This window comes from Roseateles chitinivorans, assembly GCF_050632145.1.
In the GTDB taxonomy this organism is placed as follows: Bacteria; Pseudomonadota; Gammaproteobacteria; order Burkholderiales; family Burkholderiaceae_C; genus Roseateles; species Roseateles chitinivorans_B.
In genome coordinates this window covers 2,624,618-2,637,362 of record NZ_CP192577.1, presented here as the reverse complement: position 1 = coordinate 2,637,362, position 12,745 = coordinate 2,624,618, and the positions used below count along the sequence as shown (strand labels likewise).

Here is a 12,745-nt window from a genome sequence, read left to right as displayed (position 1 = left end):
CGTTTCCGGCGGCGACGCCCCGGAGTGCGGCGCCCCGCCGCTTCAGCGCGCCAGTTCCGCCCGACGCTCGTCCTTCGGCAACTTCGCCAGCCGCTGCACCTCGGCATAGAAGCGCGGCCAGTCCGCACCCTGGCGCTCGAACAGGCGGATGAAGTCCGGCACCAGGTCCGTGTAGCTGCCCTGGATCGCCAGCGCCGGCGTGTTCAGGCCCAACACCCAGCGGTCGAAGCGCGTATCGCCGTTCCAGCGGTCGCGCTTGATCGCCTCGTAGTCCGCGCGCAGCTTCGCGAAAGCCGCTGCCTTGCCGGCGCGCTTCTCGTCGTCGCTGGCCGTGCTGCGGAACACGTCCTGCAACTGGTCCCGCGTCGCCTTGAGCAAGACCTGGACCTCCTCCTGCCGGCGCCGCGACTGTTCGTCGTCGCGCAGGGCCTCGGGCCGGTCCTTCAGCCAACGGCCCACGCCGATCTGCTCGACGGCCGTCGCGAAACTCTCGTTGAATGCGGTGTCGTCGTTGGCGTATGCCACCTGGTGGGCCAGCTCGTGGAAGATCATCCGCGCCAGTTGCGCCTCGGGGTAGCGGATGAAGGTGTTCAGCAGCGGATCGCCGCCCAGCCAATTGCTCCAGCCCAGCGACGAATACGCCGGCACGCCGTACACGTAGGGCTCGAGGCCCTCCTTGCGGAGTTCCTGCGCCAGCTCGCGCGCGTCGTGCGGGTCGAAGTAGCCGCGGTATCCCGCGCAGCCCATGATCGGATAGCACCAGGTCTTGAGCTGCAGGCTCAGCTCCGGCGTCGCGACGACGTTCCACACCGCCGAGCCGCGCTTCAGGTCGGCGTAGCGCCGGTAGCTGTCGTTGTCCGGCAGTTTCAACTCCGCGGACGCGTAGTCCCGCAGCGACTTGGACAGCTCGAGCTGCTTGCGCACTTCGGGATCCAGATCCTGCTGCCCCAGCCACTCGTCGACCGGCTTGGCCGAGCGCACCAGCGACAGGTGCCCCGACAGCGACTGCCCGTAGTACGACAGCTGGGCGCAGCCGCCGAGCGCCGTCATCGCCAGCAGCAGCGGCGCGGCCAGCAGGGCCAGCAGCAGTCGTCGTGCGCGCTTCGTCATCCCGCGGACACCTCGACCAGGCAGTCGTAGAAGCACGGCGCGCGGCCCAGGTCGGTCAGGCGCTGGTGCGTGACCTCGTTGACGTTGCGTCCGTCCGCGCCCAGCTTGCGCCACCAGATGCCCAGCCCGTGCACGACGCCCTCGCGCGCCCGCGCGCTCACGTCCAGCCGGCAGGCGTAGCTGCCGCGATCGTTGAACACGCGCACCAGCTGCCCATCGGCGAGTCCGCGCGCCGCGGCGTCGCCGGCGCTCATCTCGAGCACCTGCTCGCCCTCGATGTCGCGCAGGCTCTTCACGTTCACGAAGGTGCTGTTCAGGTGGTTGCGCGCCGGCGGCGAGATCATCGCCAGCGGATACCGCGCGGCCAGCGCCGGGTCGCTCGTGCGGCTCTCGTAGTTCGGCACATAGTCCGCACCGCGCGCGTCGGCCTTGCCGCTCGGCGACGGGAAGCCGCCCTCGGCGAACGGCGCCTCCGCCAGCGGCAGCTTGAACCAGCCACGTCCGCGCAGTTCGGCGAGATCGACATCGTCGCGGAAGGCCTGTCGCAGCAACGCCTCGTCGTCGTCGTGGAAGGCGGGCTCGTCGAATCCCATCGCCGCCGCGAGGTCCCGGAAGATCTCCGTGTTCGGACGCGCCTCACCGACCGGCGCGATCGCCGGCTCGTTGACCAGCACATCGGTGTGGCCGTAGCTGGTGTGGATGTCGAGGTGCTCCAGTTGCGTCGTCGCCGGGAGCACGTAGTCGGCCAGGTCGGCCGTGTCCGTCATGAAGTGCTCCAGCACCACCGTCAGCAGGTCCCCGCGCTCGAAGCCCGCCACCACCTTCGGCGACTCCGGCGCCACCGCGACCGGGTTGCTGTTGTAGACGATCAGTGCCTCGACCTTCGGGCCGAACGCGGCGGACGAGTCGCGCAACAGGTCGTCGCCGATCGTGCTCATGTTGATCGTCCGCGACGGCCGGCCGGCGCGCAGGTCGGGGCGTTCCAGCGCGGGATTCTTGAACGGCGCGAACCAGCCCGAACTCGACAGCAGCAATCCGCCCGCGCGCTGGCGCCAGGCCCCGGTCAGGCAGGGCAGCAGCGCGATCAGCCGCACCGCGTTGCCGCCGCCGCGCACCCGCTGCATGCCGTAGTTCAGCCGGATCGCCGCCGGCGCCAGCGTGCCGTAGTCCCGGGCCAGGCCGCGGACCTCGTCCGCCGTGATCCCGCATTCGGCGGCGGTGCGCTCGGGCGTCCAGGCTTGCGCCCTGCTGCGCAACTCATCCCAGCCGTCGACGTACCGGAAGAGGTAGTCATGGTCGAGCCAGTCGTTGGCGATCAGCTCGTGCATCAGCCCCAGCGCCAGCGCGCCGTCCGTGCCCGGCAACAGCGCCAGGTGCTGGTGGCACTTGTCGGCGGTCTCGGTCTTGCGCGGATCGATGCAGACCAGCTTCGCGCCGTTGCGCTTGGCCTGGTTCGCGAAGGTCCAGAAATGCAGGTTGGACGCGATCGAATTGCTGCCCCAGATCACGATCAGCTTCGATTCCGCGAAGTGCGGCAGGTGCATGCCGACCTTGTGCCCGTAAGTCGCCGCCAGGCCCGCGCCGCCCGCCGACGCGCAGATCGTGCGGTCCAGGCAGGACGCGCCCAGCCGGTTGAAGAAGCGCCCCGCCATCGCCTCGCCCTGCAGCATGCCCATCGTGCCGGCGTAGCTGTAGGGCAGGATGGCCTGCGGATCGCGCGCCGCGATGGCGCTCAGCCGGCCGGCGATCTCGGCGATCGCCTGGTCCCAGCCGATGCGCTCGAAACGCGGCGGCTCGTGCTTGGCGCTGACGCGCTTGAGCGGGTGCAGCACCCGCTCCGCGTGATAGGTCCGCTCGGGATACCGCGACACCTTCGTGCACAGCGCGCCGTGGGTGCTCGGGTGTTCGGGCTGGCCCTGGACCTTCACCACCTTGCCGTCCTCGACCGTGATGCGCAACGCGCAGGTGTCGGGACAGTCGTGCGGGCAGGCGCCCTTGACGATTCGCGTGCCGCGGTCGGCGGCCTGTGGCGGGAGGTTCACGAGGGGTTCAGAGAGCACGGACGACATGCGTCAACTATTGCACAGGCGCCACACCCTTGCGATTTCTTACCCGAGAGAGCGACAACGCTGGACACACGAACCGCTAAGCTCGCAGACCAGGAGGCCGAAATAGGTCGTGTCGAGTCTCCTGGCGCGCTTGCCCTCCTCCGGCGGACGCCACAATATCAATTCGAACCCCTCTGGGAGTCCCCTTTGGATCGCCGCCAACTTCTCGCCTCCGCCAGCGCCCTGGGCGCGCTCGCCACCCTGCCCATCCCGTCGGCCGTCCGCGCGCAAGGCAAACGCCTGGTGCTGGGCCAGTCGGCGCCGCTGACCGGCGCCGCCGCCCAGCTGGGCATCCAGATGCAGGCCGGCGCCAAGCTGTTCTTCGATGCCCAGAACGCCGCCGGCGGCATCAACGGCACCACCATCGAACTGCGCACGCTGGACGACGGCTACGAGCCCGACCGCTGCAAGGCCAACACCGAGAAGCTGATCGCCGACGACGTGTTCGCGCTGTTCGGCTACGTCGGCACGCCGACCTCGGTGGCCGCGCTGCCGCTGGTCAACCAGGCCAAGATCCCCTTCGTCGCGCCCTTCACCGGCGCCGAAGTGCTGCGCGACCCGTTCAGCCCGTGGGTCTACCACGTGCGTGCCTCGTACTACGACGAGACCGCCCTGATCGTGAAGCAGCTGACCCAGCTGGGTCTGATGCGCATCTCGGTCTTCCACCAGAACGACGCGTATGGCAAGGCTGGCCTGGACGGCGTGCTGCGCGCGATGAAGCCGCTGGCGCTCCAGCCGCTGGCCATGTCCACCGTCGAACGCAACAGCGTCGACGTCGCCAAGGCCGTCAAGGACCTGGTGCAGAGCGGCTCGCCGCCCGAAGCCATCGTCATGATCAGCGCCTACAAGAGCTGCGCCGCCTTCATCCGCGCCGCGCGCAAGGCCGGCTACGGCGGCGTGTTCTACAACGTGTCCTTCGTCGGCACCCAGTCGCTGCTGGACGAGCTCGGCAAGGACGCGATGGGCGTGGTCGTCAGCCAGGTCATGCCCTACCCGTTCGGCTCGCAGGTCGGCGTGGTCCACGAGTACCAGCAGGCCGCCACCAAGGCCGGCCAGAAGTTCAACTACACCGCCATCGAGGGCTACATCGGCGCCAAGGTCATCAGCGAAGGCATCCGCCGCATGACCCGCCAGACCCGCGAGGGCCTGACCGCGGCGCTCGACACCCTGTCGAACTACAACGTCGGCGGCTTCAGCGTGAACTTCAAGCCCAACAAGCATGTCGGCTCGAGCTTCGTCGAGATGACGATGCTGACCAACGACGGGCGCGTGAAGCGCTGACGGGTACACTGGTCCGACCACAGCGGCGCCGCCCTGAGCGGCGCCGCGGCCTTTCTGGCCCGCGGCAAGCCCGACACGCTGTCGCGACGACATCGGAGTGCCCGCCCATGAAGCTGATCGAACCCATCCTGGCCGACGCCCCGGCCATCGCCAAGCTGCGACGCGACCTGCACGCGCATCCGGAGCTCTGCTTCCACGAGGACCGCACCGCGGACGTGGTGGCCAAGGCCCTGACCGACTGGGGCATCGAGATCCACCGCGGCCTGGGCAAGACCGGCGTGGTCGGCATCATCCAGGGCCGCGACGGCGGCGCCTCCGGCCGCACGCTGGGCCTGCGCGCCGACATCGACGCACTCCCGATCACGGAGCACAACACCTTCGCCCACGCCAGCAGGCACCCCGGCAAGATGCACGCGTGCGGCCACGACGGTCATACCGCGATGCTGCTGGCGGGCGCCAAGCACCTGGCGGCGCAGCGCGACTTCGACGGCACCGTCTACGTCGTCTTCCAGCCGGCGGAGGAAGGCGGCGGCGGCGCCCGCGAGATGATCAAGGACGGCCTGTTCACCAAGTTCCCGATGGAAGCCATGTTCGGCATCCACAACTGGCCGGGCATGGCAGCCGGCCAGTTCGCGCTCAAGAGCGGACCGGTCTTCGCCTCGAGCAACGAGTTCAAGGTCACCATCAAGGGCAAGGGCGCGCACGGCGCGATGCCGCACCTGGGCACGGACCCGGTGGTCGTCGCCGCGCAGCTGGTGCAGGCCTACCAGACCATCATCACCCGCAACAAGCGGCCGATCGACGCGGGCGTGATCTCGGTGACGATGATCCATGCCGGCGAGGCCACCAACGTCATCCCCGAAAGCTGCGAGCTGCAGGGCACCGTCCGCACCTTCACGCTGGAGACGCTGGACCTGATCGAGCGCCGCATGAAGCAGATCACCGAGGCCACGGGCGACGCCTTCGAGGTCCAGTGCGAGTTCTCCTTCCACCGCAACTACCCGCCGACGATCAACCACCCCGCCGAGACCGAGTTCGTCCGCGGCGTGCTGACCGAGATGCTGGGGGCGCCCAACGTGCAGGAGTTCGAGCCGACGATGGGCGCCGAGGACTTCAGCTACTACCTGCAGGAGGTGCCGGGCTGCTACTTCCTGATCGGCAACGGCGACGGCAGCCACCGCGAGGGCGGCCACGGCCTGGGGCCCTGCATGCTGCACAACCCGAGCTATGACTTCAACGACGAGCTGATCCCGCTGGGCGGCTCGATGTGGTCGCGGCTGGTCGACGCCTGGTTCAAGCAGCCCCGGCCCGCCAAGGCCTGAGTGTCGGGCGCAATCAATCAGGCGCCATGAGCCACGCGCCAACGACCCGACGCCAGAAACCTCCTTCCATTTCAGCCAGACAACGTCCAGCCTCCGCCCGATGACCGCCCCGATTGCGCCCGACCAGGAAAAGACCGTCCTCGACGACACCCATCGCTGGCTGCAGCGGGCGGTGATCGGCCTGAACCTGTGCCCCTTCGCCAAGAGCGTCGAGGTCAACCAGCGGCTGCGCACGGTGGTCAGCGCGGCGCGCACGCCCGAGGACCTGCTCAAGGACCTGGCGCACGAGCTGCTGTCGCTCAACCGCGCCGATCCGGACGAGACGGAGACCACCTTGCTGGTCCATCCGTGGGTACTGAACGACTTCCTGGACTTCAACGACTTCCTCGGCGCCGCCGACGCGCTGGTCGAGGACCTGGACCTGGACGGCGTGCTGCAGGTCGCGAGCTTCCACCCGGACTACCAGTTCGACGGGACGGACGCGGACGACGTCGACAACCTCAGCAACCGGTCGCCCTACCCGACGCTGCATCTGCTGCGCGAGGAGAGCATCGAACGCGCCGTCGAGACGATGCCCGACACCGACGCCATCTACGAAGCCAACATCGAGACGCTGCGCCGCATCGGCCGCAAGGGCTGGGACGCGCTGGACGTCGAGGCCAAGCTGCCGCTGGCCCAGCGCACCACGCGCGAGGACTGAAGGACCGATGTCCTGATTTGACCGCGACTGGTCCGGCGGCGGCGCGACGCCGGAGACCTTCGCCGGCACGATGACTCCCATCAACCACCCGATGGAGTCCTCGATGACCAACGCCTCGAACGCTGCTGCCGCCACCCCCACGACCGCCGTCCTGCTGATCGACGTGCAGGAGTCGTTCCGCCATCGCCCGTACTGGGACGAGACCACCTGGCCGACCTACCTGGAACGCACCAACGCCCTGCTCGACGGTGCCGCCGCCCGCGGCCTGCCGATCATCCGCATCCTCCACAGCGACGGCCCGGAGACGGCGGACAACCCGTTCTCGCTGGTCAGCGGCCACGTCCGCCCGCTGGACGGCCTGGCGCAGGTGCCCATCGCCGCCGAGTTCCTCAAGCGCCGCCACAGCGCGCTGGTCGGCACCGGGCTGTCGGTGTGGCTGACCGAGCACGGCATCCGCCGCCTGATCGTCGCCGGCATCCGCACCGAGCAGTGCTGCGAGACCACCACCCGCCACGCCAGCGACGAAGGCTGGACGGTCGACTACGTTACCGAGGCGACGCACACCTTCCCGATTCCGCACGCCAGCGGCGTCGTGGTCGGCGTCGACGACCTGAAGCTGCGCACCGAGGTCACGCTGCAAGGCCGCTTCGCCGACATCGTGACCGTCGAGCAGGCGCTCGCGCGCGCCGTCTGAGCGCATACTGCGGCGATGTCCCTTTCCGCCCTTGATCGCAGCTCCGGCTCCGATGCCGGTGCACGGACGGCGCTCGTCGACGTCTGGATCCTGGTCGAGCGCCACACCCTGCTGCTCGACCTGGCCGGCGCGGCCGAGGCACTGCGGCTCGCCAACCAGGCGCTACGCCGGCGCGGCGGACCGGAGGCATTCCGCTTGCGCTACTGCGCCGCGAGCGAGTCGGCGCCGACCTCGGTGGGACTGACGCTGGCCGCGCTCGAGCCGCTGCCCGAGCTCGGCGAGCGGGATTGGCTGATCCTGAGCGGACGTCGACACCCGCATCCTGACGACCCGCCGACCGACACGGCAGATCGGGAAGAGGAACTTCGAATCGAGCGCTGGCTCCATCGCGAAGGCACCGCGCTGCTGGCAGGCGGCCAGGGCCGCCTGCTGAGCATCTGCGCCGGCGCCCTGCTGGCGGCGCGGGCCGGGCTGCTCGACGGCCGCCGCTGCACCACGCACCACGAGGCGCTGGACGCGCTGCGGGATGCCGCCCCGCGCGCCGACGTGCAGGCCAACCGCGTGTTCGTGCTCGACGGCCCACTGGCCAGCAGCGCCGGCATCACCGCCGGCATCGACCTGGTGCTGGCGCTGATCGCGGAGCACTGCGGCGAGGCGATCGCCGCCTCGGTCGCGCAGGTGATGGTGGTCTACCTGCGCCGCGGCGCGCAGGATCCGGAACTCTCGCCGATGCTGGCGAACCGGCACCACCTGCACCCCGGGCTGCATCGCGTCCAGGACGCCGTCTGTGGCGATCCGCGCGCCGACTGGAGCCTGGCCCGCATGGCGGAGGTCGCTCACGTCACGCCGAGGCACCTCACCCGGCTCTTCACCCAGCACGGCGGCACGACGCCGCTGGACTACCTGCGCGCGATCCGGCTGGAGCTGGCGCGACGGGAACTCCAGCGCGGCGCGCGCCCGGCCCAGGCGGCCCTCGCCGCCGGTTTCAGTTCGGACCAGCAACTCCGCCGCACCCGCCGTCGCCTGAGCGCTGACGCATGACGCATGACGCCCCAAGCCGCCAGCCACGGAGCAACGGTCGAAGTCCATCGAGACGGCGGAGCCGGTGCCCCTCTGAACGAACCCTGAGCGAAGCGAAGACTGTGAGAGAAGAGGGGCACCGGCTCCGCCGTCTGTGCTCCTTGCGAAGGCAGCCCGGGGCCTGGCCCGGCGATTGCCCCGCGCCGCCCAGCGCCTACCGACTTAGCACAAACTGCATAAATCCAAGTCAAGCGGGTTTCGTGCACTTCTGGTAACTTGCGCGCCCACAGTGAACGAGGAGCGGCATTTGAACGATTGGTTGAAGCGACTGGAGGCCCTGGATCCGGCCCGTCTGGCGGGCATGCGCCGCGGCGTGGAGAAGGAAAGCCTGCGCGCGCAACCGAGCGGCGGCTCCCTGGCGCTGACGCCGCATCCGACGGCGCTCGGGTCCGCGCTGACGCACGAGACCGTCACCACCGACTTCAGCGAATCGCAGCTCGAGCTGATCACCGGCGTGCATGCGACCGCCGAGGATTGCGAACGCCAGCTCACCGAGATCCACCAGGCGGTCTACCGCTGCCTGGGGAATGAACTGATGTGGGCGTCGAGCATGCCGTGCCTGCTGCCCGCCGACGAGACCATCCCGATCGGCCGCTATGGTGCGTCCAACATCGGCCGCGCCAAGAGCGTCTACCGCATGGGCCTGGGCCACCGCTACGGGCGGCGCATGCAGACGATCTCCGGCATCCACTACAACTGGTCGATGCCGGGCCTGGACAACGCGGACCACTTCGCGCTGATCCGCAACTTCCGCCGCCACTCCTTCCTGCTGCTGACGCTGTTCGGCGCGTCGCCGGCGCTGTGCGCGAGCTTCGTCGCCGGCCGCGAGCACGGCCTGCAACCGCTGGTCGACGGCACGCTGCACATGCCCTACGGCACCTCGCTGCGCATGGGCCGGCTCGGTTACCAGAGCGATGCGCAGGCCTCGCTGGCGGTCAGCTACAACAGCATCGACGGGTATGCCGCCTCGCTGCAGGACGCGCTGACGCGGCCGTATGCCGCCTACGAGAAGGTCGGCGTCGTCAATCCGGGCGGCGAATACAACCAGCTGTCGACGACGCTGCTGCAGATCGAGAACGAGTTCTACGGCACGATCCGTCCCAAGCGCACGATCCGCTCGGGCGAACGTCCGCTGCACGCGCTGCGCGAGCGCGGCGTCGAGTACATCGAGGTCCGCTGCATGGACCTGGACCCGTTCGAGCCGGTCGGCATCGCCGCGGGCACGATGCGTTTCCTCGACCTCTTCCTGCTGCATTGCTGGCTGACGGACAGTCCGAACGACACGCCGGACGAACTCGGCGCGCTGGCGCGCAACCAGCACCGCACCGCCTCGGCCGGCCGTGAACCCGGCCTGACCCTGGAGCGTCGCGGCGGCGAGGTATCGCTGCGCGACTGGGGTCGCGAACTGCTGGCCGAATTCGCGCCGATCGCGGACAAGGTGGACGCGACGCTGGGCGGCTCGCTGTACCGCGAGGCGCTCGCACAGGCGGTCGAACGCTGGGACGATCCGGACCAACTGCCGTCGGCCCGCGTGCTGGCGGCGATGCGCGCGCAGCACGAGTCGTCGCACCTGGCCTTCGTCGCGGCGCAGTCCGAAGTCTCCCGCCGGCATGTGCTGGAACAGCCGCTGCCCGACGGCCTGATGACCCGCTTCGACCAGTCGGCGCGCGCCTCGCTGGAAGCACAGGCTGCCATCGAGGCGGCGGACACGGTCGACTTCGAGACCTTCCGGCAGCAGTACCTCGATCCCGCGCAACTGCGCGGATGAGCGGGTTCAGTCGCGCTTGAGCTTGATCGGGCCCGCCCGGGTCCCCGGCCGGCTCAGCCCGGCAGCGACGAGCTGCGCAGCTCGTCGTGGCGCTGCTGCAGTTCCTGACGCAGCTTCTTGCGCTCCAGCGCCGCCTCCCAACGGCGCTTCTCATCGGGCGTCGTTGGGGTGCGCGGGGGACCGGCACCGGTCGGCCATCCTCGCCCACCGCCACCATCGTGAAGAAGCAGCTGTTGGCGTGCCGCACCACCTGGTCGCGGATGTTCTCGGTGACGACCTTGATGCCGATCTCCATCGATGAGGTGCCGGCGTAGTTCACCGTCGCCAGGAAGCTGACCAGTTCCCCGACATGGATCGGCTGGCGGAACATCACCTGGTCCACCGACAGCGTCACCGTGTAGCGGCCCGCGTACCGGCTGGCGCAGGCGTAGGCGACCTGGTCGAGCAGCTTCAGGATGGTGCCGCCGTGCACGTTGCCGGAGAAGTTGGCCATGTCCGGCGTCATCAGCACCGTCATCGTGAGTTGGTGGGAAGGCAGGTCCATGGCGCGGGATCCGGCGTCGGATCGTGGAGTGGGGGAGTGGCCGCCATGGTGCCAGAGTCCGGGGGACCCGCGCTTGCCCCTTCTGGCGCTTGCCGCTGACACGGGCGTCGGTTAGGGTGCGCGGCAGGAGGTTCCATGGTCCAGGTCCAGCAGCCCAGCATCGTCGACACGCGCGGTGCCCAGATGTTCCCCGCGCTCGGGGTCGCCGACATCGCGCGCGTCGCGCGATTCGGCCGGTTCCGGCGGTATTCCCAAGGCGAGTGGGTCGTGCGTGCCGGCGACAGCGGCATGGGCATGATCCTCATCCTGAGCGGCGAGATCACCGTGTCGCAGCGCGACAGCCTCGGCCACGTGACGCCGATCCACCGGCACGGGCCCGGCGGCTTCCTGGGCGAGGTCGGCCAGCTCAGCGGCCGGCCCTCCTTCATCGATGCGATCGCCGAGACCGAGGTCGAGGCCGTCGACGTCAGCCCGCCGCAGCTGCGCGCGCTGCTGATCGGCGAGGCCGACCTGGGCGAGCGCCTGACCCGCGCCTTCATCCTGCGCCGCGTCGGCCTGATCGAGGCCGGCGCCAGCGGCGCGACGCTGATCGGCCGCGGCAAGTCCGCGCCGGTGATGCGGCTGCGCAGCTTCCTGGGCCGCAACGGCTACCCGCACCAGCAGCTGGAGCCCGACCAGAACGAGGACGCCAAGGCGCTCGCCGACCAGTACATGAGCGACGGCGTGCAGATGCTGGTCATCTGCCCCGGCGGCGAGGTGCTGGTCGATCCGACGGACGACGAAGTCGCGCGCTGCATGGGCATCGTCGACATGCGCGAGCGCACCGAGCTGTTCGACGTCGCCATCATCGGCGCCGGTCCCGCGGGGCTGTCGTCCGCCGTGTACGCGGCGTCCGAGGGCCTGTCGGTGCTGGTGCTGGACTGCCGCTCGTTCGGCGGCCAGGCCGGCGCGAGTTCGCGCATCGAGAACTACCTCGGCTTCCCGACCGGCATCTCCGGCCAGGCGCTGGCGGGCCGGGCCTTCGTCCAGGCCCAGAAATTCGGCGCGGACATGCTGATCCCCGCCAAGGTCACGCAGATGAGCTGCGAGCGCCAAGGCATGGAGGACGAACTCCACCTGTCGCTCGAGGACGGCCGCAAGGTGCGCGCCCGCACCGCGGTGATCGCCACCGGCGCGCGCTACCGCCGGCCGGAGATCGACGCGCTGACCCGCTTCGAGGGTCGCGGCGTCTGGTACTGGGCCTCGCCGATCGAGGCCCGCATCTGCAGCCGGCAGACGGTGGTCATCGTCGGTGGCGGCAACTCGGCGGGACAGGCGGCGGTGTTCCTCTCCAACCACGCGGCCAAGGTCATCATGCTGATCCGCGGTCCGGGCCTGGCGGCGACGATGTCGCGCTACCTGATCGACCGCATCCAGGGCACGGCCAACATCGAACTGCAGCCGCACCAGGAACTCAAGGCGCTCGAGGGCGGCGACTCGCTTGAAGCGGTGAGCTGGCGCGACCGCCGCAACGGCCAGGAAAGACGGCTCGCGCTGCAGCACCTGTTCATGTTCATCGGCGCCGAGCCGGAGACCGGCGTGATCGCCGAGTGCGGACTGGAGCTCGACCAGGCCGGCTTCATCATCACGGGCCGCGCCTGCGCCTGCCCGCTGTCCGACTACAAGCCGGAGCCGCTGGAATCGAGCATCCCCGGCGTGTTCGCGGTCGGCGACGTGCGCTCGGGCTCGGTGAAGCGCGTCGGTGGCGCGATCGGCGAAGGCGCGCAGGTCGTCGCCAGCATCCACCAGTACCTGGCCCGCCAGGACGCCGCGCGCGCGGAACGCCTCAGCCCTGCCGCCGTGGCCCGCGTCCCGGTCTGAGCGCGGCGCGCCGACACCCGGCGCCCCGCTTCGCCATAGAATGCGAATAATTGTTATTTGCAGACTTGGCGCGTCCGATGCTCTCTCCCGAATCCCGTCGTCTCTGGGCCTGGCCGATCGCGCTGGGCCTGCTGAGCGCCTCCGGCCTGCTGACGGCGCTGGTGTCCGACGACCTGGGCGACATCTGGTCGTGGGTGGGCCTGGGTGTGCCGGTCGCCGTCATCGCCTGGTTTGCCTGGCGCCCGCAGCGCGCCGGACGCGCTTCCTGAGGACACGAC

10 protein-coding genes and 1 pseudogene are annotated in these 12,745 nt (G+C 69.8%); 8 read left to right on the top strand and 3 right to left on the bottom strand.

The genetic code is table 11. From position 1 onward, the window contains the following. Positions 1-42 precede the first annotated feature (42 nt). Both ACQ86G_RS12100 and ACQ86G_RS12095 read right to left on the bottom strand, forming a co-directional pair. Positions 43-1,110 carry an aminopeptidase gene (locus ACQ86G_RS12100; RefSeq protein WP_431260784.1) on the bottom strand — a complete coding sequence of 356 codons (1,068 nt, stop codon included), beginning with the start codon at positions 1,108-1,110 and terminating at the stop codon, positions 43-45. Beyond that, on the bottom strand, positions 1,107-3,179 hold the full coding sequence (locus ACQ86G_RS12095) for a molybdopterin-containing oxidoreductase family protein (protein ID WP_431260783.1): 2,073 nt from the start codon (positions 3,177-3,179) through the stop codon (positions 1,107-1,109). Before ACQ86G_RS12095 ends, ACQ86G_RS12100 begins: the two co-directional genes overlap by 4 nt. Positions 3,180-3,365: 186 nt before the next feature. On the opposite strand from ACQ86G_RS12095, the gene ACQ86G_RS12090 reads away from it, so the two are divergent. The 6 genes from ACQ86G_RS12090 (at position 3,366) to gshA (ending at position 10,063) form a co-directional block, all read left to right on the top strand. Continuing rightward, positions 3,366-4,499 carry an ABC transporter substrate-binding protein gene (locus tag ACQ86G_RS12090; RefSeq protein WP_431260782.1) on the top strand — a complete coding sequence of 378 codons (1,134 nt, stop codon included), beginning with the start codon at positions 3,366-3,368 and terminating at the stop codon, positions 4,497-4,499. A 107-nt stretch (positions 4,500-4,606) separates the two neighbouring features. Beyond that, positions 4,607-5,821, top strand: coding sequence for a M20 aminoacylase family protein (locus tag ACQ86G_RS12085; protein WP_431260781.1), 1,215 nt, complete (start codon positions 4,607-4,609; stop codon positions 5,819-5,821). Positions 5,822-5,921: 100 nt separating this feature from the next. Further along, positions 5,922-6,521, top strand: coding sequence for a DUF1415 domain-containing protein (locus ACQ86G_RS12080; protein ID WP_431260780.1), 600 nt, complete (start codon positions 5,922-5,924; stop codon positions 6,519-6,521). A 103-nt stretch (positions 6,522-6,624) separates the two neighbouring features. Then, the gene (locus ACQ86G_RS12075) at positions 6,625-7,215 is read left to right on the top strand and encodes a cysteine hydrolase family protein (protein WP_431260779.1); all 591 of its coding nucleotides are present in this window, start codon (positions 6,625-6,627) and stop codon (positions 7,213-7,215) included. A gap of 15 nt (positions 7,216-7,230) precedes the next feature. Continuing rightward, on the top strand, positions 7,231-8,256 hold the full coding sequence (locus ACQ86G_RS12070; RefSeq protein WP_431260778.1) for a GlxA family transcriptional regulator: 1,026 nt from the start codon (positions 7,231-7,233) through the stop codon (positions 8,254-8,256). Between the two features lie 286 nt (positions 8,257-8,542). Next, complete coding sequence (gene gshA / locus ACQ86G_RS12065; protein WP_431260777.1) at positions 8,543-10,063, top strand: glutamate--cysteine ligase; 1,521 nt, start codon at positions 8,543-8,545, stop codon at positions 10,061-10,063. 53 nt (positions 10,064-10,116) lie between these two features. Here the strand turns inward: gshA and ACQ86G_RS12060 are convergent. Then, positions 10,117-10,607 (bottom strand): annotated as a pseudogene (locus ACQ86G_RS12060) (acyl-CoA thioesterase). 135 nt (positions 10,608-10,742) lie between these two features. Here ACQ86G_RS12060 and ACQ86G_RS12055 point away from each other — a divergent pair. Both ACQ86G_RS12055 and ACQ86G_RS12050 read left to right on the top strand, forming a co-directional pair. Then, entirely contained in the window at positions 10,743-12,467 is a 1,725-nt protein-coding gene (locus tag ACQ86G_RS12055; protein WP_431260776.1) for an FAD-dependent oxidoreductase, read from the top strand. A 77-nt stretch (positions 12,468-12,544) separates the two neighbouring features. After that, positions 12,545-12,736 (top strand): hypothetical protein, encoded by a 192-nt coding sequence (locus ACQ86G_RS12050; protein ID WP_431260775.1) that lies wholly within the window; start codon positions 12,545-12,547, stop codon positions 12,734-12,736. The last annotated feature ends 9 nt before the right edge of the window (positions 12,737-12,745 follow it).

Excerpts from the sequence above, each read along its gene's own strand:
- ACQ86G_RS12075 (WP_431260779.1), top strand. The coding sequence starts at position 6,625 with ATGACCAACGCCTCGAACGCTGCTGCCGCCACCCCCACGACCGCCGTC.
- ACQ86G_RS12085 (WP_431260781.1), top strand. The coding sequence starts at position 4,607 with ATGAAGCTGATCGAACCCATCCTGGCCGACGCCCCGGCCATCGCCAAG.
- ACQ86G_RS12080 (WP_431260780.1), top strand. The coding sequence starts at position 5,922 with ATGACCGCCCCGATTGCGCCCGACCAGGAAAAGACCGTCCTCGACGAC.
- ACQ86G_RS12055 (WP_431260776.1), top strand. The coding sequence starts at position 10,743 with ATGGTCCAGGTCCAGCAGCCCAGCATCGTCGACACGCGCGGTGCCCAG.
- ACQ86G_RS12100 (WP_431260784.1), bottom strand. The coding sequence starts at position 1,110 with ATGACGAAGCGCGCACGACGACTGCTGCTGGCCCTGCTGGCCGCGCCG.
- ACQ86G_RS12070 (WP_431260778.1), top strand. The coding sequence starts at position 7,231 with ATGTCCCTTTCCGCCCTTGATCGCAGCTCCGGCTCCGATGCCGGTGCA.
- ACQ86G_RS12050 (WP_431260775.1), top strand. The coding sequence starts at position 12,545 with ATGCTCTCTCCCGAATCCCGTCGTCTCTGGGCCTGGCCGATCGCGCTG.
- ACQ86G_RS12095 (WP_431260783.1), bottom strand. The coding sequence starts at position 3,179 with ATGTCGTCCGTGCTCTCTGAACCCCTCGTGAACCTCCCGCCACAGGCC.